The sequence below is a fragment of the Chloroflexota bacterium genome (genome assembly GCA_014360905.1).
Classification (GTDB): domain Bacteria; phylum Chloroflexota; class Anaerolineae; order UBA2200; family UBA2200; genus JACIWX01.
Genome location: JACIWW010000017.1, coordinates 21,723 through 40,780, shown reverse-complemented (window position 1 = coordinate 40,780; position 19,058 = coordinate 21,723). Strand labels below are relative to the sequence as shown.

Here is a 19,058-nt window from a genome sequence, read left to right as displayed (position 1 = left end):
TTGGAGAGTGATGAGTTCTGCACCGTTATACATAACCGATACTACCCTACGCGATGCGCACCAGTCTTTGTTGGCTACGCGCATGCGGCTCAAGGATATGTTGCCCGTTTTGGAGCAGATTGATGCGGTAGGCTATCACTCTGTAGAGATGTGGGGTGGCGCTACTTTCGATGCAGCCATGCGCTTTTTGGGCGAAGACCCGTGGGAAAGGGTGCGAACGATCAAGGCTTACTTGCCCCACACGCCGTGCCAGATGCTGCTGCGGGGGCAGAACCTCGTTGGTTATCGGCACTATCCTGATGACATCGTGGAGCGCTTTATCGTACGTGCCAAGGCGAATGGCATTGACATTTTTCGCATTTTCGATGCCTTGAACGATGTACGAAACATGGCCTGGGCCATGACCGTTGCCAAGCGCGTAGGTGGGCACGTACAGGCCAGCATTTGCTATACCATAAGCCCCGTTCATACGTTGGACAGGTTCGTTGAGTTGGCTATTGAGTTGGAAAGCATGGGCGCCGATTCTATCTGCATCAAGGATATGGCTGGCTTGATCACGCCATATGCTGCTTTTGAGCTGGTTAGTCGGTTGAAGGCTGCGCTCCGTGTCCCTGTGCAACTGCATACGCATTACACCAGTGGTATGGGCACAAGTGCCTATCTGAAGGCGGCCGAGGCTGGCGTGGACGTTGTGGATACGGCGATCTCTTCCCTTGCTTTGAGCACCTCTCAGCCGCCGACTGAGGTGCTGGTTAGCATTCTCCAAGGAGGGCCACGGGATACTGGACTCAATCTGGGGCTCCTGGCGAGGATTGCGAACTACTTTGCTGAAATGCGCAAGCAATACAGCAAATTCGAAGGAGGAGTGGCTGGGGTAGATGTGCGCGTGTTGCAGTACCAGATTCCAGGGGGCATGATTTCCAACTTGGTTGCGCAGTTGCGAGAGCAAAATGCGTTGAACCGCTACGAAGAAGTCCTGGCCGAGGTACCACGTGTGCGCGCCGAATTGGGTTATCCACCGCTGGTGACGCCGACCAGCCAAATTGTCGGTACGCAAGCTACACTGAACGTATTGCTTGGCGAACGTTATAAAATCGTGCCAGAGGAAGTGAAGGCGTATGTAAAGGGCTTGTATGGCCGCCCGCCGGCGCCAATAGATGAGGAGGTTAAGAAGCGCATCCTTGGTGACGAGCAGCCCATCGAATGCCGGCCAGCAGACCTACTAGAACCTGGGTATGAAAAAGCAGTGGCGGAGATCGGTGATTTGGCCCAAAGCGAAGAGGATATACTTTCCTACGCGCTCTTTCCTCGCGTGGCACGTGCTTTTCTGGAACGTCGTGCTCGTGGCGAGAGCCATGAAGAAACCGTAGCAGCCATTGCGGCAGCCATTCTGTCCCGGCGCAAGGCTGAACCTGTGACGACGGCTTCTTCACCGTCTGTGTCGCAGTGGAAGCTGGCGGGGCGGATGTGGCATAGGTGGAGATAGGCATAGCATTTGGGGGTGTGGATGAAGCATTTCGTGCTCACGGTTGACGGGGTAGAATATCCAATTGAAGTGAGCGAGGATGCTCTGATGATCAATGGCCGGACTTTTCGTGTGCAGACCAATAAACACGAGGTAGTTGTGAATGGCGTAGAATACCAAGTTGAACTGGGAGAGAGCATTGCCTGGGTCAATGGCTTTCCGTATAGTTTCTCGTTAGGTGATGGCTGCGATGCGCTTGCGCAGCTCGTGCAGCTAATGGCTCAGGATGATGCGGCAGCCATGGCGTTATCTCAGCCTGCTATGCAAAGCAACCACGCACTAACTGCCGTCATGCCGGGCAGAGTCCTGCGTGTCTTGGTGAAAGAGGGGGATGATGTCCAGGTTGGTGACGTTCTTTGTGTGCTCGAGGCCATGAAAATGGAGAACGAGTTGCGTGCGCAGGCAGCAGGTACCGTGCAGCAAGTGCTGGTCAAACCAGGGCAAAGTGTGAAGGCAGGTGAGCTTTTGATCCTATTTGAGGAGGCAGCATGCCTCTCAAGCGAGGCCTGATACAGGTATACACAGGAGATGGCAAGGGCAAGACGACGGCTGCATTGGGATTGGCATTGCGTGCGGCCGGTCATGGATTACGAATCTATATCGTGCAGTTCATGAAGGGCTGGCCTCATTACGGTGAATTGGTAAGTCTGGCTGCTCTACCTAACATCACCCTAGTGCAATTTGGCCGGCCCGATTTTGTGGATCGAGAGCATCCAGACCCTCGGGATATCCACCTGGCCCAGGAGGCATATCAGCACAGCCTTGACGTTCTTGCCAATGGACAGTATGATGTGGTGATTCTAGACGAGATCAACGTAGCTTTGGATTACGGCTTGATCTCGTTAGAACAAATGTTAGCGCTACTCGATGCCAAGCCGCCTCACGTGGAGTTGGTGTTGACGGGGCGAAACGCGCATCCGCAGGTCGTCAAGCGAGCAGATTTGGTGACAGAAATGCGTGAAGTGAAGCATCCCTACCGGTTGGGAATTGAGGGCAGGAAAGGTATTGAGTACTAGGTGAGAGGCAAAAACTAAGAAAGGGGACCCAAATTGTCAACCAAAGAACCTCTTGAGCAACTGAGGAAGGACATTGATTCCGTCCAGCAGGAAATTAACCAACTGCAATCAAAAGTACGCTTGAACGATCTGCGGGATGCGGTTGAGGACTTGCAAACGGATGTTGCCAACCTGACAAACCAGATTAGTGAGTTGCGCGCACGTGGCTATCCTTTTGAGAAGGGCTTGGAAAACAAGGCTTCTGATCTAGCTCAACAGTGGGCTGCGCTGAAGCCTTCGCTGCTTGCTCAGATTGAGCGGCAAGCAATGGTGCTAGAGCAGACTTTGCGCCCCGTTGAGGATCAGTTCAGACATCTGGTGGCTGCATCAGCAACCCCATCCGAGGCGCAACCGCTGGTAACCAAACTGAAGGCTGCTATCAGCTCTCTGGAGAGCAAAGTCTCTGCCGTGCAAAGTTCGATTCGGGGCATGTACGATGGATTGGAGCGACAGGTCAGAAAACTTGGCACACACTTGCAGAAAGTGGACTGGATGCTCAAGCAACTGGCGGAGGCGACTTTTCAACTGCTACCGACCGAGGCAGGGATCATGGCCGTAAAGGCTACTTGGGTTAAAGGGGAAAAAGAGGACAAGGAGGATCCTAGTGGCGTCCTCTATCTAACGGACCAACGCATGCTCTTCGAGCAAAAGCAAGAAATTGCCACTAAAAAGATGCTCTTCATTACCACCGCAAAAGAAAAAGTTCAAAAGTTGTTGTTCGAGGTGCCCCTTGCACTGGTGGAGAGCGCCAAGGCGGTCAAGAAGGGGTTGTTGGGGCACGAGGATCACCTCGAATTGGCTTTTGCCCCTGATGCGCCCGCGAGGATGATCCATTTCCACATTTATGGACAGGATTGCAATGAATGGCAGGGGTTGATTGGACGGGCAAAGGCAGGGGAGTTCGATCAGGATCGAGCGGTTGCCTTGGATCAGGCTGCTGTGGAAAAGGTCAGGTCTGCACCTACTGCCTGTCCGCATTGTGGTGCTGCGATCACAGTGCAGGTGCTGCGCGGCATGGACAGCATCCGCTGTGAATATTGCGGTAAGGTGATACGATTGTAGGGTGACGAGTGACATTCCCTTCTGGAGCACTTGTTGCCCTTATGCATCGTAGTCTGGAGGGGATATATGCAAGATCAAGAGACAATGGCGTCACTTGCCCAGGCAAAGGATGAATGGGAGCGCACGACATTGCGCGACACGTTGGCTAAGTGGCCGGAACGCTATGAGCAGTTCATCACCACATCCGGTGCGCCAGTGGAACGGCTCTACACGCCGCTGGATATCGCTGACCTGGATTACGAGCGTGACTTGGGCTTCCCAGGTCAATATCCGTTCACCCGTGGTGTACATCCCACTATGTACCGGGGCCGCTTGTGGACGATGCGCATGTTCGCAGGATTTGGCAGCGCTGAGGAGACCAATGCGCGCTATAAGTACCTGTTGGCCCATGGGGAAACTGGTCTCTCGGTTGCTTTTGACTTCCCCACCTTGTACGGCTATGACACCGATCATCCGCTGGCAGAGGGGGAATTTGGCAAATGCGGGGTGGCGGTCTCATCTCTGGCCGACATGGAGATCCTGTTCGACGGCATACCAGTGGATGAGATTACCACCTCGATGACCATCAACGGACCGGCTGCGGTCATCTGGGCCATGTATATTGCCGCTGCAGAGAAGCGTGGGATTCCCATGGCGAAACTCGGTGGCACCATTCAGAATGATATCCTCAAAGAGTACATTGCCCAGAAATCATGGTTGCTCCCGCCTGAGCCATCTATGCGTTTAATCGTGGATACCTTTGAGTTTGGCAGCAAATACCTGCCCAAGTGGAACACCATTTCCATTAGCGGCTATCATATCCGCGAAGCTGGTGCTACTGCAGCACAGGAGCTGGCTTTTACACTGGCAGACGGTATAGCCTATGTGCAAGCTGCCATTGACCGAGGGTTGGACGTGGATACCTTTGCCCCGCGTCTCTCCTTTTTCTTCAACGCGCATAATGACTTTTTTGAAGAGATCGCCAAATTCCGTGCCGCACGACGCATCTGGGCGCGTGTGATGAGAGAACGTTTCAAAGCCAAAGACCCGCGTTCCTGGTGGCTGCGCTTTCACACACAGACAGCAGGCTGTTCCCTTACGGCGCAGCAACCGGAAAACAACATCGTGCGTACCACGATCCAGGCGCTTGCGGCTGTTTTGGGCGGAACACAGAGCCTGCATACCAATTCTATGGACGAGGCGCTGGCCCTGCCATCTGAGGTGGCCGTACGGATTGCCCTGCGCACGCAGCAAATCATTGCGCACGAGAGCGGTGTGGCCAACTCGGTGGATCCACTCGCCGGCAGCTATCTGGTTGAATCCTGGACAAACCGGCTTGAACGAGAGGCCTATGAATACTTTGACAAGATCGAAGCCCTTGGTGGGGTAATCCCGGCTATCGAGCAAGGCTTCTTCCAACGCGAGATAGCTGCCAGCGCCTACCGCTACCAACGCGAGATCGAAGAGCACAGGCGCATTGTAGTAGGCGTCAACGAGTATCAGATGGACGAACCACTATCTATTCCCCTGCTGAAGCTAGACCCAGAGGGTGAGAGGCGTCAACGGGAACGTCTGGCACGAGTTCGTCGTGAACGGGACAACAGATTGCTGCAGCAGCGGTTGGAAGCTCTGCGCCGTGCAGCAAAGGGCACGGAGAACTTGATGCCCTATATCCTGGATGCGGTTCGTGCCTATGGGACGTTGGGGGAAATCTGCGACGTATTACGCGAGGTGTTCGGAGAGTACCGCGAGCCGGTTATCATCTAGCTCCCCGATGTAGCAAGGATGCTTTTTGGCCAGAGCCACTGGCATGGGGAAGCGATCGGCTACAGGTTGAAACATGACAACCATCAGCCATTTGCTATCGGAGGTTTCATAGTGGGTGAGAGAAAAATCCGCGTATTGATCGCAAAGCCGGGGTTGGATGGACATGATCGAGGCGCAAAGGTGGTAGCCCGAGCTTTGCGCGATGCAGGTATGGAGGTCATTTATACCGGACTGCGCCAGACTCCAGAGATGATCGCTCAGGCAGCGCTTCAAGAAGATGTGGATGTGGTGGGGTTGAGCATCCTGTCCGGCGCCCACATGACGCTGGTTCCGCGCGTGATGCAGTTGCTCAAGCAGTATGGGCTGGAGGATGTAGTGGTCTTTGTCGGTGGTATTATCCCCGATGAGGATGTCCCAGCCCTGCGACAGCTCGGGGTCAAGGGCATCTATGGCCCGGGCGCGGCTCTTTGGGATATCATACAGGCTATTCGGCAAGAGGTAGAAAGCCGTGGCTAAGCATGCGCGTCTTGTATGGCGTATCCCACTTTCGATATGCTTGCCTCTGGGCAGCCTAAATCGTTCTTTAGAGTATCGCCTATGAACGAGCTTGTGACACAGGCACTGACTGGAGACCGTCGGGCCATCGCTAGACTGATCAGTGTCGTGGAGCAGGGAGGCACCGAGGCGCGACAAGCTCTTTCTTGCCTTTATCCTCACACTGGCAAGGCGCACATTGTGGGCGTAACCGGTGCACCAGGGACGGGCAAGAGCACGCTGGTGAGCGAAATGGCCAAAGCCTATCGCAAGCAAGGTCTCCCTGTGGGCATTATTGCCATAGACCCCACAAGCCCATTCTCAGGCGGAGCGATCCTAGGGGATCGTATCCGCATGAGAGATTTGGCTACTGACCCACAAGTCTTTATCCGCAGCATGGCCACAAGGGGCAGCCTTGGCGGTCTAGCGCGCTCTACGGCCGATGTAGCACATGTTTTGGATGCGGCTGGCTATCCCATTATCTTGGTAGAGACTGTGGGAGCAGGTCAGAGCGAAGTGGACATTGCCCGCATGGCGCATACTACTCTGGTAGTCCAGATGCCTGCCTCCGGTGATGACATTCAGGCTATCAAGGCGGGCATTCTCGAGATTGCCGATATCATCGTGGTCAACAAGGCGGACTTGCCCGGAGCAGATCAGGCTGTCGCAGCGCTGCAAGCCATGCTCGACCTGAATTCTGGGCAGACGGAGTGGCACCATGGGCAGTTAGTGCGTGTTGAGAGCGTGCTAGCAGGCCAACAGCAGCCATGGCGGCCACCTGTGTTGAAAACCTGCGCGCTGCGCGGCGAGGGCATCGAGGAGCTGTTAGCGGCCATTGCCGCGCATCGCCAGTACCAGCATGACAGTGGGTTGCAAAAGCAGCGCGAACGCGAACGTGCTGCAGGACAGCTTCAGCGCATATTGCGCTATGCCCTATTGGAGCAATTGTTGGCGCAGATTCCAGAGGCTGCTCTACAGGAGACGGTGGAACGCATCGTCGCTCGGGAACAGGATCCCTATTCCGCAGCGGAGGCGCTTATTGCCAAAGCCCGCCTATCAAGCCAGCGAGTTTGAGATGAGGAGAGGGAATGAGGATATTGTTGATACGACATGCTGAATCAGAGGGTAATGCTGCTCAGCGCGCTCAGGGTTGGAACGATGAACCCTTGACTGTTTTGGGCCGGAAGCAGGCGGAGGCGCTAGCTAAACGCCTGCAAGATGGCTATAATATTTGCGCGGTTTATGCCAGCAGCTTGTCGCGCGCTCTCCAGACAGCGGAAATCATCGCGGAAAGTCTGGGGCTCTCCGTCATTTGTGATGATCGCCTCAAGGAGTACGATTGCGGTGTCGTTACAGGATTGCGCTTCGAAGAAATAGCAGTTCAGTATCCTGACATAGCCAGGAGATGGGCCGAGGACTCCTGGCGAGTACCCATTCCGGGCGAAGAAGGAATTGAGGTCTTCCAACAACGTGTGGTGTCTGTGATGAACGATATCATTGCTCGCCATCAGGAAGAGGATACCGTGGCAGTTGTTGCGCATGGCGGAACATGGAGTGTATACCTGGCTCATTTATTGGGTTTGGACTATCGCCGACGGCAACCCTGGGTGTTTGACAACGCTTCATTGAGCATTATTCTCTTGGGCGGCATTCGCCCACGCATCGTCCTGCTCAATGACACTTGTCATCTGAATCATCGTTGAGGAGAATATTGTGAGCATTCCTGGGAAAAGGCTTCGCTTGCGGGCAATCGAACGTAGTGATATTCCTACCTTTGTTCGTTGGTTCAATGACCCAGAGGTCAGAAAGTACTTGCAGATATATATGCCTATGTCCTATGCGCAGGAGGAACGTTGGTTTGAAGCCCATCTGCAAGACCAGCGTAACTGCATTTTTGGTATCGAGACACTCGATGGGAAACTAATCGGGAATATAGGACTTCACGACATCATGTGGAAAGACAGTCGTGCGATGTTGGGCATATTGATTGGCGAGAAGGAGTACTGGGATCAGGGTTATGGCACCGAAGCAATAACTACCCTTCTGCGCTTTGCTTTCACACAGAAGAACCTGCACCGCCTCTATTTGATGGTGTACGAGTACAACCAACGAGCGATACGCTGCTACGAGAAATGCGGCTTTAAGCACGAAGGTCGTATGCGCCAGGCACATTTCTATGATGGCAAGTATTATGATGAGCTTATTATGGGGATCCTACGCGATGAATTTCTGGCTAGTCAGCAGTGATATGGGGAGGAAGATGTGACGCACACGATCTATGGAGAACTAGCTCTGATTAGCGGTACAGCAAACGAAGCGTTAGCGCGCGAGATCAGTGAGTATCTCAATACGCCTCTAGTGGGTCGTGACATCATTGATTATCCCAATGAAAACATCTTCATTCGGCTGCATCGCAGTGTCCGCTCTCAGGACGTGTTTATCATACAGCCTACTTCCTCACCGGTGAACCGCAATATTATGGAATTGTTGATTATGATTGATACAGTCAAGCGTGCATCGGCTGGTCGTATTACTGCGGTTATCCCTTACTATGCCTATGGTCGCACGGACAAGAAGGACCAACCACGTGTGCCCATTACTGCCCGGCTCATTGCGGATATGATCGGCGTAGCCGGAGCCGATCGGGTGCTGCTAGTAGATTTGCACGCACAGCAGATTCAGGGCTTCTTCAGCATCTTTGTGGATGAGATTACTGCATTTCCTATTTTGACACAGTACTGGATGCGAAAAGGGCTGCAAAACAGCGTAGTGGTGGCGCCGGATGTGGGTGCGGCAAAGCGTGCGCGCAATTTCGCAGAGGCGTTGAATGTCCCGCTGGCCATCATAGAGAAGCGCCGCCCAGATAACCGTCCTACCAGTAAGGCCCTGAATGTCATTGGTCATGTACGAGGTAAAAATGCCATTATCTTTGATGACGAAGTGGATACTGCCAGCACACTAATCGAGGCAGTGCATGCGTTGGAACGGCGCGGCATTCAGGACATTTGGGCCTGTGTGACACATGCCGTGCTTTCTCCTCCTGCAGTAGAGCGCATTCGAGAGAGCAGTATTCGTGAGCTGGTTGTGACCAACACTATTGCTCTGCCGCCCGAGAAACGCCTTGATAAGATTACCATCCTTTCCGTAGCTCCATTGCTGGCAGACGTGATTGACAGCATCCATCGTGGCCAGTCAGTTGGCCTTGCGATCGATAAGTATGAGAAGGCTTGCGGTATCTACCGGGTTCTGCCTAAAGATCTATGATTTCATGACGTAAGATCACCGTTGCTTCATGTGCTTGTCCCGCCGTGATTTCTGCATGCCCAGCGATGGGATGTGGATAATGGACAAGGTTTCCGTCTTTTTCATCCCTTTCCTTCTGTGGTATAATGCAACTATCAAGTTATCTAGAGGGCGACTTGCTTCATGCTGAAGGGCTTGTTCGGTAAAATCGTGGGCGATGCCAATGCCAGAGAACTGAAACGGCTTCAGCCCATTGTAGATCAAATCAATGCTCTTGAACCAGAGTACGAGCGACTTTCTAATGAGGAGCTACGAGCATGCACAGAGGCCTTCAAACAGAAGGTAGAGGCCGCAGTTAGAGAGTTAAGGGCCCAGGTTGCTGACCTCCAGCAGCAGGTGGCGACAACACCAGACGCCGATCGACGGCGCGACCTGGAAATCCAGTTGCAGGCGCTGACAAAGCGTTTGAGAGAAGCCGAAGAGGAAGTGTTGAATGCGCTGCTGCCGAGGGCTTTTGCTGTGGTGCGCGAGGCGGCCAAACGCACTCTGGGAGAACGGCACTTTGATGTGCAGCTCATGGGCGGTATTGTCCTGCATCAGGGCAAGATCGCCGAGATGAAAACAGGCGAGGGCAAGACCCTTGTTGCTACTCTCCCGCTCTATCTGAATGCCTTGCTTGGGCGAGGTGCTCATCTTGTAACCCCCAATGATTATCTCTCCAAGTTCGGCGTGCAATGGATGGGGCCTATTTACCATCTGCTGGGTTTGACCGTGGGCGTAATTCAGACTGCAGCAGAGAACCCACAGTTGAGTTCCTTTGTCTATGACCCCGAGTACCCAGCCACTGATGACCGTTATCAGAATCTCCGTCCTGTGCCTAGACGCGAAGCCTATCTCGCCGACATTACGTATGGCACCAACAATGAATTCGGCTTTGACTACTTGCGCGACAACATGGTCTGGGACCTGTCACAGTGCGTGCAGCGCGAATTGCACTATGCGATTGTGGATGAGGTGGATAATATCCTCATTGACGAGGCCAGGACCCCCTTGATCATTTCAGGACCGGCGGAAGAGTCAACGGACAACTATATCCGTTTTGCCAGGCTGGTAAAGCAGCTCCGTCCTGAGATTGATTACACTGTGGATGAGAAACTGCGCATTGTGACCCTCACCGAGGAAGGTACGGCAAAAGTGGAGCGTGCCTTGGGCATTGACAACCTCTATTCCCCTGAGCATTACGGCCTCACACCTTATCTGGAAAACGCGCTCAAAGCGGAGGTACTTTTCAAAGCCGACCGAGACTATATCGTGAAGGATGGCCAAGTCATCATTGTAGATGAGTTCACCGGGCGGCTCATGTTTGGGCGTCGCTACTCCGAAGGATTGCATCAGGCTATTGAAGCTAAGGAAGGCGTGCGTGTGCAACGGGAGAGCCTGACCTTGGCGACCATCTCGTTCCAGAATTACTTCCGCATGTACAACAAACTGGCAGGAATGACGGGAACTGCAGCTACCGAGGCAGAGGAGTTTCAGCGTATCTACGGCCTGGATGTCGTCGTCATTCCAACGCACAAACCGATGATCCGAGTAGATTATCCCGATCAGGTGTACAAGACCGAAAACGCCAAGTTCCGAGCCGTGGTGCGCGAAATCGAAGAATTGTACCACCAAGGTCGTCCGGTGTTGGTGGGCACGACCTCGGTGGAAAAGTCCGAGATGCTTTCCGAGATGCTGCGGCGCAAAGGCATACCCCATCAAGTCCTCAACGCCAAGCAACATGAGAAGGAGGCCATGATCATCGCCCAGGCTGGGCGTTCGGGAGCCGTGACCATTGCAACCAATATGGCAGGTCGTGGCGTGGACATCTTGCTGGGTGGCAAGCCGGAAGGATTGGCTCGCGACCAATTGCGTCGGCAGGGTGTGGATTTAACGCAGGTAGATGCGCAAACGTGGGCTGAAGCGCTGGCGCATGCTAGGCAAATCTGCGCTGCAGACAGGGAAAAGGTCCTGGCGCTAGGTGGGCTGCATGTCATTGGCACAGAACGCCATGAGGCGCGCCGCATTGATAATCAATTGCGTGGTCGTTCGGGTCGGCAGGGAGACCCAGGCTCTTCGCGATTCTATGTGTCCCTTGAGGATGACCTCATGAAGCGCTTTGGTGGCTCAGCGGTCGCAGGTCTGATGGACCGTCTTGGAGTAGATGAGGACATCCCCATTGAGCACGAGTTGATCACACGCTCTATCGAGAATGCGCAAATTAAGGTGGAAGGCTATAACTTTGATTTGCGCAAGCACCTGCTGGAATACGATGATGTCGTCAACCAGCAGCGTAAGCTCATCTACGATCAGCGACGTTTGATCCTTACCTCGGAGACGCTCAAAGATACTATCCTGGGCATGGTTCAGGATGAGTTGAGCGCGATGGTCATGAAATACACGACCGGCGATCCCATCGAGTGGGATTTGCCGGGGCTATGGCAGGCGGTTCGTGCGATTTTACCACTGCCTGAGAAAACCAGGCCCCACTGGGAAAGTCTGAACGCAGAGCAGATTGAGGAGCAACTGCTGAATCTATCGGTCGAACTGTACGAGGCCAAGGAGCGGCAATTGGGTGCGGAGATGATGCGCCAGTTGGAACGATTGCTCATGCTCCATGTGGTGGATAGTCACTGGGTCAGGCATCTGACCGCTCTGGATGAGTTGCGTGAGGGGATCGGATTGCGCGCTTTTGGGCAGCGCGATCCTCTTATCGAGTACAAGCGCGAAGCATTTGACATGTTTGAGGAGCTGAAGGAAAGCATTGCTCATGACATTGCGCGCAGGATCTATTTCACCACCATTGTTCGGCAGCCGGTACAGCGTCCGGTGCAGGCCTATCATCCTGGCTCTATGGACCCAGGTGCAAGCCGCGGTGCAGCCCCAGTACGGGCTGGTTCTGAGCGGGGTCGTCCTATAGGCCGTAATGATCCGTGTCCGTGTGGCAGCGGGCGGAAGTATAAGAACTGCTGTATGCGTAAGAACGTGGCTGGAGGACAAGCAGCGATCACGAAGCAGGCTGCGGGTGCTCAACAGGTAGCCAAGAGCAGCGCTAAGCACTGCTCACGGAAGAAGAAGCGCAAATAAACACGCTAGAAGAGGAAACATATGGCTATCAGAAAATTTTCCGAGTTGATGGAGGAAGCAAAAAAAGTAGGCCCCAAAATGGTGGCGGTCGTTGCTCCACACGAGCCAGAGATCTTGCTGGCAGCTCAAGACGCTGAGCGTGAGGGCATTGCGAACTGTACGCTGGTTGGGGATCGCGATCTGATTCGCAGATTGGCTGCGGAGCATAAAATTGACATAACTAAAATGATGATCATCCAGGAGCCGGAGCCGAAGGCGGCAGCGCGCAAGGTGATGGAATTGCTGCGCATGGGACATGCGGATCTCGCTATGAAGGGCAAACTGGAAACAGGGGATTTTTTGCGTGCAGCTCTGGATCGGGAGATGGGTTTGCGTGTTGGCCGCCTCTTCACGCACATCGCTGTCTTTGAGCTCCCGGGCTTCGATCGGCTGTTGTTTGTCACGGATTCAGGCGTTGTGGTTGCCCCCACGCTGGAGCAGAAAGTTGAAATTGTGCAGAATGCTATCATGGTCGCACAGCGCTTGGGGGTGACGGAGCCCAAAGTGGCGATTCTCGCAGCAACAGAGATGGTCAACCCCAAAATCCCAACGACCATGGATGCAGCGAACTTGGCTAAGATGGCTGATCGTGGGCAGATCCAAGGCGGGTTGGTAGATGGCCCTCTGGCATTGGACAACGCCATTTCACCCGAATCGGTAGCGATTAAAGGCATCAAGGGCCCCGTGGCAGGATATGCGGATATCCTGGTAGCTCCCGATGTTGAAGCCGGGAACATGCTGGCCAAAGCGATGACCTACTTTGCCAAGGGCAAAATGGCCGGCGTGGTAGTGGGAGGTAAGTCCCCATTGATCGTGGCTTCGCGCTCCGATCCTCATGAGACCAAGCTGGTCTCCATGGGCTTGGGCGTATTGCTGGCTTCTTAGGTTATGATGCAACGCCAAGTACGCAGAGAGCGCGGAGAAATGATAAAAATTTATTGCAAGGTAGCGGGTCTGAAACTCCGGGCTCGTTAGAAGCAAAGAGGCTTAATCAGATTACAGAGCAAATTATAGGTGCGGCTATAGCAGTGCACAAGGCTTTAGGTCCCGGGCTTTTGGAAAGCGCGTATGAGACCTGTTTGGCATACGAAATTGCGCAGCGAGGCTTAAAAGTAGAGCAGCAGAAGCCATTGCCTGTGGTGTACAAAGACGTTAAGCTAGACTGTGGATATCGGCTTGACTTGCTGGTTGAAGGGGCATAATTGAAGTTAAATCCGTAGATTTCCTGACGCCTATTCATCATGTCCAGTTATTTTCTTATCCCAGGCTCTGTGGTTGCCGAGTTGGCTTGCAGATCAGTTTTAACTTAAGGTGCTAAGAGATGGCATTTCCCGGGTTGTGAACCATTTTCCCGGTACTTGCTAAGCAATTTTTGTGCCGGATTGATAACATTCTCTGCTTTCTCGGCGGTCTCTGCGTTTTAGAAATCACATCTGAAAGGGGAATATTTATGATTGAAGTGCGAATACACGGTCGTGGTGGCCAAGGAGCAGTCATCGCTTCGAAAGTGCTGGCGGATGCTGCTTTCCGAGAAGGTCGCTATGTGCAATCCTTTCCCTCTTTTGGTGTGGAGCGGCGCGGTGCACCGGTAGCTGCATTCACGCGCATTGACGACAAGCCAGTGCGCATTCGCTGCCAGATTTACAACCCGGATCACGTGATGGTGCTTGACCCCAGCTTGATGCAGGTGGTTGATGTCACAGCAGGACTGAAAGAAGGCGGTTGGATTCTGATCAACACCGAGGAGCCTCCAGAATCCTTCAATCTGTCATCCAAATTTCGCGTGGCCACGGTGGATGCAAACCGCATTGCCATCAAACATCGCCTTGGGCCGCGTACCGCGCCCATTGTGAATACCGCGATTTTGGGCGCTTTTGCGCGTATCACAGGCATCGTCGGTCTGAAAGCAGTGATGGAGGCAGTGCGCGAAGCCGTGCCGGTCAAACCCGAAGATAATGTAGCTGCCACACAAGAGGCATATGAGATGGTGGTGAGCAAGGAGTAGGCTACATGAAAAATGACCAACCAACTAGAAAACCATCAGACCAGGATCTGGTCATCGTTTTCCAAAGCGAGGCCGAAATGCCTGAAGTGACCATGTCTTTGGGCACCACTTTATACAATAAGACAGGCTCGTGGCGATACCTTCGGCCGGTGTATCGCAACAAGACTCCCCCTTGTAACCGTGCTTGTCCCGCTGGAGAGGATATTGTCCAATACGTGGGTATGGTGAACAAAGGGAATTATGAAGAAGCGCTGCAGAGGATTCTGGAGGAAAATCCATTCCCCGGAGTATGCGGCCGTGTATGCCCCCATCCGTGCGAACACGAGTGCAACCGTACTCAGTTGGGTGGGGCAATTGCTATCCATGCTCTGGAGCGCTTCCTGGCTGATCTGCCTCGGGCACGCACCTTGCCCATCCTGAAGCCGGTGGCATCTTCGGCAGCGCAAGTGGCTGTGATCGGTTCGGGGCCAGCCGGCTTATCCTGCGCCTACCAATTGGCACGTCGGGGATATCGAGTGACTGTCTTTGAGGCGCTAACTGCTCCAGGTGGCATGATGCGGGTAGGCATTCCTCCTTATCGCCTGCCTCGTGAGGTACTGGATCGTGAAATTGCGGCTATCGAAGCACTGGGTATCGAAATTCGCACTGGCATGCGTCTGGGCGACAACTTGAGCTGGCAGGACCTGAAGCCTTATCAGGCGATATTCTTAGCCATTGGTCAGCACCGCAGCCATAAACTGGGCATCCATGGCGAGGATGCGCCAGGTGTGCTGGCAGGACTGGATTTCCTGCGTCGGGTCAACTTGGGTGAGAAAGTACAGGTTGGTCCGAGAGTTGCCGTCATTGGCGGGGGTAATACCGCTATGGATGCTGCCCGCTCCGCGCTGCGGCTCGGTGCGCCACAGGTGTCTATCTTGTACCGACGTTCACGCCAGGAGATGCCAGCTATTGCCGAGGAAGTTGACGAGGCAGAACAGGAGGGTATTAGAATAGAGTACCTCACGGCGCCGGTCGAGGTGCTGCGGTCAGATGGAAGGGTCGCCAGCCTGCGCTGTGTGCGCATGCGGTTGGGAGCGCCGGATGAAAGTGGGCGACGTCGTCCAGAGCCTATTCCCGGCTCGGAGTACGTCATGGAGGTAGACTCTGTGATTGCTGCCTTGGGGCAGGATGCGGACCTCTCCTGCTTGCCTGAAGGCGTGCAGGTGGAGAGGGATCGGATTGTCATCCAAGAAACGGCGGCTACTTCGGCGCAAGGAATCTTTGCTGGCGGGGATGCAGCCACTGGCTTTGGTACAGTGGCTCATGCCATTGGCTCCGGCAAGCGGGCAGCCTTAGCGATTGACTGCTATCTACGTGGTGAGCCTTTGTCAAGCTTCCCACCGCTGACGGAGCAAGTGCATGCGGCACCCAGGGAAATGGATCCGACAGTAGTGCACTTTGAGGATATCAACTTGGCGTATTTCACGGAGGAACCACGCATACCATTGCCACAGCGCACAGCAGCAGAAAGAACCAAAGATTTCGTCGAGGTAAATCTTTGTCTCGCTGAAGGGGATGCACGTCGTGAAGCGGCGCGCTGCTTCAGTTGTGGCACATGCAATGCGTGCGACACTTGCTGGCTGTATTGCCCTGATGTCGCCATCAGCCGGCACAACCATACGGAGTATGAAGTGAATTACGATTACTGCAAGGGCTGTGGTGTATGTGTAGAGGAGTGTCCCCGCGAAGCCATTTCCATCGAGGAGGAATTGAAATGGAAAAAGTGATCATGGGCAACCACGCTGTATCCTATGGAGTACAGCTTGCCCGTGTGCAGGTTATTGCTGCTTATCCCATTACGCCGCAGACACAGGTGGTGGAGATACTCTCCGAATTCTGCGCGGATGGACTGTTGGATGCCAAATTCATCAAAGTCGAGTCCGAGCATTCGGTCATGGCCGCAGTTGTTGGCGCATCTATTGCTGGAGCGCGGGCATTTACGGCTACTTCTTCCCATGGCCTGGCGTTGATGCACGAGGTGCTGCATTGGGCCTCGGGTGGACGGTTGCCTATTGTCATGGCGAATGTCAACCGCGCTCTGGGGCCTGGCTGGAATGTGTGGACAGAACAGACGGACAGCCTAGCGCAGCGTGACACGGGCTGGATACAGTTTTATTGTGAGACCAACCAGGAAGTGCTGGACATGGTGATACAAGCCTACAAGATTGCTGAGACGGTCCTATTGCCGGTGATGCTCGTGCTGGATGCCTTTGTGCTCTCTCATACGGAAGAGCCAGTGGACATCCCGGATCAGGCCACCGTGGATCGTTTCCTCCCGCCCTATCAGCCGAAATTCCGATTGCAGCCAGGCAATCCTTGCTCTTTCTATGGCCTCGTTGGTCCGGAGCATTGGATGGAGTTGCGCTACAAAATGCAGCGCGCCATGGAGCAAGCAGTGCAGGTCACCCAGCAAGTGGGTGCAGAGTTTGGACAGGTCTTTGGACGCCCGTACGACGTCATAGAAAAGTACCGCATGGAGGATGCGGAGATCGTCTTAGTGGCATCGGGCAGCATTGTTGGCACTTCGCGCGAGGTTGTGGATGAACTGCGTGCGCAGGGACAGAGGGTGGGACTGCTGAAGATACGCATGTTCCGTCCTTTCCCCTTCGCTGCCATGCGGCAGGCATTGGCTGGAGTGAGGAAGGTAGCGGTCATTGACCGCAACATCTCCTATGGCTATGGGGGGATTTTTGCCTCCGAAGTGAAGGCAGCGCTGTATGGCATACCTGATGCACCGATCATCTTTCCCTTTGTCATTGGCTTGGGTGGACGCGATGTAACACCGCAGTCTATCCACAAGATTGTCCAGTATACCCAGCAATATGACAAGCCAGCTGAAGAGATTGTCTGGATGGAGGTCAAACGATGAGTTACGATGTGCCAGAACAAGAATTGATGACGCCAGGCCATGTAGCCTGTCCGGGTTGTGGGGCTCCTATGGCAGTGCGCTATGCGCTCAAGGCTTTGGGCGAAAACACAGTGGTGATTATTGTTGCTTCGTGCTGGTCCATTATTGCCGGACCATTCCCTTATACGGCGGTACAGGTGCCTTTGCTACACACTCTCTTTGCCACTGGTGGCTCAGTCGCTTCGGGCGTGAAGGCTGGACTGGAGGCTTGTGGCTACAAGGATACCACGGTCCTCACGGTGGCTGGTGATGGCGGGACCTTTGACATCGGCATTCAAGCCCTCTCAGCGGCAGTGGAGCGCAACGAAGATTTCATCTACATGTGCTATGACAATGAAGCATACATGAACACCGGCATTCAGCGCAGTTCGGCTACCCCGTGGGGCGCCTGGACGACGACTACGCCGGTGAAACACCCGAAGGAGCAGCCCAAGAAAGATATGGTGGCTATCATGGCAGCACATCGTATCCCTTACACAGCCACAGCTACCGTTGCCTATCCCGAGGATCTGATACGCAAGGTGAAGAAGGCCAAGGATATCCGCGGCAGCAAGTTCCTGCATGTGCTCTCTCCCTGTCCCTCTGGTTGGAAATCCGAACCGGCGCAGTCGGTGCTCTTGTCGCGGCTGGCGGTGCAGAGTTGTGTGTTCCCACTCTATGAAGTGGAACATGGGGGAAAGTACACCATCACCGTGTGGCCACGAGAAAAGGTTCCCGTGGAGCGCTATTTGCGACTGCAAGGGCGTTTTGCCCATCTCAAGCCGGAAGACTTGCGTTACATCCAAGAGAATGTGGACCGCGAGTGGGAAAGGCTGGTGGAAAAAGCCAAGGCAAGTGGGCAGGAAATTCCAATTATTCCATCTGCCTGATGGGGAGGGAGCAAAATGCGAGTAGGCAATGTGGAATGCTTCCTTGTCAGTGATGGCGAGTGCCGCATAGATGGCGGTGGGCATTTCGGCCTAGTGCCCAAGGTGCTGTGGCAAAAATTCTTCCCAGCAGATGAACTCAACCGTGTGACAACAGCCTTGAATTGCCTGCTGATCCTCTCTGAAGGCAAACGCATCCTGGTTGATACGGGCTTTGGCCGCAAGCTATCGCCGAAGGACCTCGAAATCAATGGCCTTGAGCCGGCACGTAGCGATCTACTGGATGATTTGCAGCGTCTGGGCTATACAGCGGCCGACATTGACATTGTTATCAATACCCATTTGCATTCGGATCACTGTGGCGGCAACACCATCCTGCGCGATGGCGTGGCAGTGCCTACCTTTCCCAATGCACAATACTGGATTCAGCGCCTGGAGTGGGCCGATGCGCTTTATCCCAATGAACGCACGCGCAATACTTACCTCCCGGAAAATCTGCTCCCTATTCAGGGGGCGGGTCAACTTCGCCTGCTCTTCGGAGATACCCGTGTTACCAGCGAGGTGCGTTGCCAGGTGACCAGAGGGCATACCCGGGCGCATCAGTGTGTCATTATCGAATCGGCAGGGGAAGCAGCGATTTTCTTGGGCGATCTGGCGTCTATGGCCATCAAAATGGAGCGGTTGGGGTGGATATCGGCTTTTGACGCAGAGCCAATGGAGACGCTCGAAACAAAGCGATCCATCAGGAATTGGGCGTGGGAAAAACGAGCGTTGTTGATCTTTGAGCACGACTTGCGCATGCCCATGGGCTACCTGGTCAAGGACGGGGATAGCTTCCGGGTGGTCGCTCCACCGGGTTAATCCTCGCGTTTGTTGGTACATTTAGCGCATGGACTTGGTACGACTGCAT

17 protein-coding genes and 1 pseudogene are annotated in these 19,058 nt (G+C 54.2%); all 18 read left to right on the top strand.

What is annotated here, in order from left to right; all coding sequences use genetic code 11:
• Positions 1 to 10 precede the first annotated feature (10 nt).
• Entirely contained in the window at positions 11 to 1,486 is a 1,476-nt protein-coding gene (locus H5T67_08335) for a pyruvate/oxaloacetate carboxyltransferase (protein ID MBC7245326.1), read from the top strand.
• 21 nt (positions 1,487 to 1,507) lie between these two features.
• The gene (locus tag H5T67_08330) at positions 1,508 to 2,035 is read left to right on the top strand and encodes a biotin/lipoyl-binding protein (protein ID MBC7245325.1); all 528 of its coding nucleotides are present in this window, start codon (positions 1,508 to 1,510) and stop codon (positions 2,033 to 2,035) included.
• A complete protein-coding gene (cobO, locus tag H5T67_08325) occupies positions 2,014 to 2,541 on the top strand; it encodes a cob(I)yrinic acid a,c-diamide adenosyltransferase (GenBank protein MBC7245324.1) in 528 nt (175 codons plus the stop codon). Before H5T67_08330 ends, cobO begins: the two co-directional genes overlap by 22 nt.
• Positions 2,542 to 2,574: 33 nt before the next feature.
• Positions 2,575 to 3,642, top strand: coding sequence for a hypothetical protein (locus H5T67_08320; protein ID MBC7245323.1), 1,068 nt, complete (start codon positions 2,575 to 2,577; stop codon positions 3,640 to 3,642).
• A 66-nt stretch (positions 3,643 to 3,708) separates the two neighbouring features.
• Positions 3,709 to 5,388: a methylmalonyl-CoA mutase family protein gene (locus H5T67_08315; protein ID MBC7245322.1), complete on the top strand. Its 1,680-nt coding sequence runs from the start codon at positions 3,709 to 3,711 to the stop codon at positions 5,386 to 5,388.
• A gap of 18 nt (positions 5,389 to 5,406) precedes the next feature.
• Positions 5,407 to 5,904: a cobalamin B12-binding domain-containing protein gene (locus H5T67_08310; GenBank protein ID MBC7245321.1), complete on the top strand. Its 498-nt coding sequence runs from the start codon at positions 5,407 to 5,409 to the stop codon at positions 5,902 to 5,904.
• 81 nt (positions 5,905 to 5,985) lie between these two features.
• A complete protein-coding gene (meaB, locus tag H5T67_08305) occupies positions 5,986 to 6,996 on the top strand; it encodes a methylmalonyl Co-A mutase-associated GTPase MeaB (protein MBC7245320.1) in 1,011 nt (336 codons plus the stop codon).
• Positions 6,997 to 7,010: 14 nt separating this feature from the next.
• Positions 7,011 to 7,625, top strand: coding sequence for a histidine phosphatase family protein (locus H5T67_08300; protein MBC7245319.1), 615 nt, complete (start codon positions 7,011 to 7,013; stop codon positions 7,623 to 7,625).
• Between the two features lie 10 nt (positions 7,626 to 7,635).
• Positions 7,636 to 8,169 carry a GNAT family N-acetyltransferase gene (locus H5T67_08295; GenBank protein MBC7245318.1) on the top strand — a complete coding sequence of 178 codons (534 nt, stop codon included), beginning with the start codon at positions 7,636 to 7,638 and terminating at the stop codon, positions 8,167 to 8,169.
• Between the two features lie 15 nt (positions 8,170 to 8,184).
• Positions 8,185 to 9,186, top strand: a complete 1,002-nt coding sequence (locus H5T67_08290; protein ID MBC7245317.1) for a ribose-phosphate pyrophosphokinase — start codon at positions 8,185 to 8,187, stop codon at positions 9,184 to 9,186.
• Positions 9,187 to 9,348: 162 nt separating this feature from the next.
• Positions 9,349 to 12,291: a preprotein translocase subunit SecA gene (gene secA, locus H5T67_08285; GenBank protein MBC7245316.1), complete on the top strand. Its 2,943-nt coding sequence runs from the start codon at positions 9,349 to 9,351 to the stop codon at positions 12,289 to 12,291.
• A 21-nt stretch (positions 12,292 to 12,312) separates the two neighbouring features.
• On the top strand, positions 12,313 to 13,215 hold the full coding sequence (locus H5T67_08280; protein ID MBC7245315.1) for a bifunctional enoyl-CoA hydratase/phosphate acetyltransferase: 903 nt from the start codon (positions 12,313 to 12,315) through the stop codon (positions 13,213 to 13,215).
• A 137-nt stretch (positions 13,216 to 13,352) separates the two neighbouring features.
• Positions 13,353 to 13,695 (top strand): annotated as a pseudogene (locus tag H5T67_08275) (GxxExxY protein).
• A gap of 85 nt (positions 13,696 to 13,780) precedes the next feature.
• Positions 13,781 to 14,335 (top strand): pyruvate ferredoxin oxidoreductase subunit gamma, encoded by a 555-nt coding sequence (locus tag H5T67_08270; protein MBC7245314.1) that lies wholly within the window; start codon positions 13,781 to 13,783, stop codon positions 14,333 to 14,335.
• Between the two features lie 5 nt (positions 14,336 to 14,340).
• Positions 14,341 to 16,101, top strand: a complete 1,761-nt coding sequence (locus tag H5T67_08265; protein MBC7245313.1) for an FAD-dependent oxidoreductase — start codon at positions 14,341 to 14,343, stop codon at positions 16,099 to 16,101.
• Positions 16,089 to 17,243 carry a pyruvate ferredoxin oxidoreductase gene (gene porA, locus H5T67_08260; protein ID MBC7245312.1) on the top strand — a complete coding sequence of 385 codons (1,155 nt, stop codon included), beginning with the start codon at positions 16,089 to 16,091 and terminating at the stop codon, positions 17,241 to 17,243. Before H5T67_08265 ends, porA begins: the two co-directional genes overlap by 13 nt.
• Positions 17,240 to 18,151: a pyruvate synthase subunit beta gene (locus H5T67_08255; GenBank protein ID MBC7245311.1), complete on the top strand. Its 912-nt coding sequence runs from the start codon at positions 17,240 to 17,242 to the stop codon at positions 18,149 to 18,151. Before porA ends, H5T67_08255 begins: the two co-directional genes overlap by 4 nt.
• Before the next feature lie 15 nt (positions 18,152 to 18,166).
• Entirely contained in the window at positions 18,167 to 19,009 is an 843-nt protein-coding gene (locus H5T67_08250; protein ID MBC7245310.1) for an MBL fold metallo-hydrolase, read from the top strand.
• Positions 19,010 to 19,058 lie beyond the last annotated feature (49 nt).

What these genes read in the sequence shown, in the direction of transcription:
- H5T67_08335 (MBC7245326.1), top strand. Translation starts at nt 11, where the DNA reads ATGAGTTCTGCACCGTTATACATAACCGATACTACCCTACGCGATGCG.
- H5T67_08330 (MBC7245325.1), top strand. Translation starts at nt 1,508, where the DNA reads ATGAAGCATTTCGTGCTCACGGTTGACGGGGTAGAATATCCAATTGAA.
- cobO (MBC7245324.1), top strand. Translation starts at nt 2,014, where the DNA reads ATGCCTCTCAAGCGAGGCCTGATACAGGTATACACAGGAGATGGCAAG.
- H5T67_08315 (MBC7245322.1), top strand. Translation starts at nt 3,709, where the DNA reads ATGCAAGATCAAGAGACAATGGCGTCACTTGCCCAGGCAAAGGATGAA.
- H5T67_08310 (MBC7245321.1), top strand. Translation starts at nt 5,407, where the DNA reads ATGCTTTTTGGCCAGAGCCACTGGCATGGGGAAGCGATCGGCTACAGG.
- meaB (MBC7245320.1), top strand. Translation starts at nt 5,986, where the DNA reads ATGAACGAGCTTGTGACACAGGCACTGACTGGAGACCGTCGGGCCATC.
- H5T67_08300 (MBC7245319.1), top strand. Translation starts at nt 7,011, where the DNA reads ATGAGGATATTGTTGATACGACATGCTGAATCAGAGGGTAATGCTGCT.
- secA (MBC7245316.1), top strand. Translation starts at nt 9,349, where the DNA reads ATGCTGAAGGGCTTGTTCGGTAAAATCGTGGGCGATGCCAATGCCAGA.
- H5T67_08280 (MBC7245315.1), top strand. Translation starts at nt 12,313, where the DNA reads ATGGCTATCAGAAAATTTTCCGAGTTGATGGAGGAAGCAAAAAAAGTA.
- H5T67_08270 (MBC7245314.1), top strand. Translation starts at nt 13,781, where the DNA reads ATGATTGAAGTGCGAATACACGGTCGTGGTGGCCAAGGAGCAGTCATC.
- H5T67_08265 (MBC7245313.1), top strand. Translation starts at nt 14,341, where the DNA reads ATGAAAAATGACCAACCAACTAGAAAACCATCAGACCAGGATCTGGTC.
- porA (MBC7245312.1), top strand. Translation starts at nt 16,089, where the DNA reads ATGGAAAAAGTGATCATGGGCAACCACGCTGTATCCTATGGAGTACAG.
- H5T67_08255 (MBC7245311.1), top strand. Translation starts at nt 17,240, where the DNA reads ATGAGTTACGATGTGCCAGAACAAGAATTGATGACGCCAGGCCATGTA.
- H5T67_08250 (MBC7245310.1), top strand. Translation starts at nt 18,167, where the DNA reads ATGCGAGTAGGCAATGTGGAATGCTTCCTTGTCAGTGATGGCGAGTGC.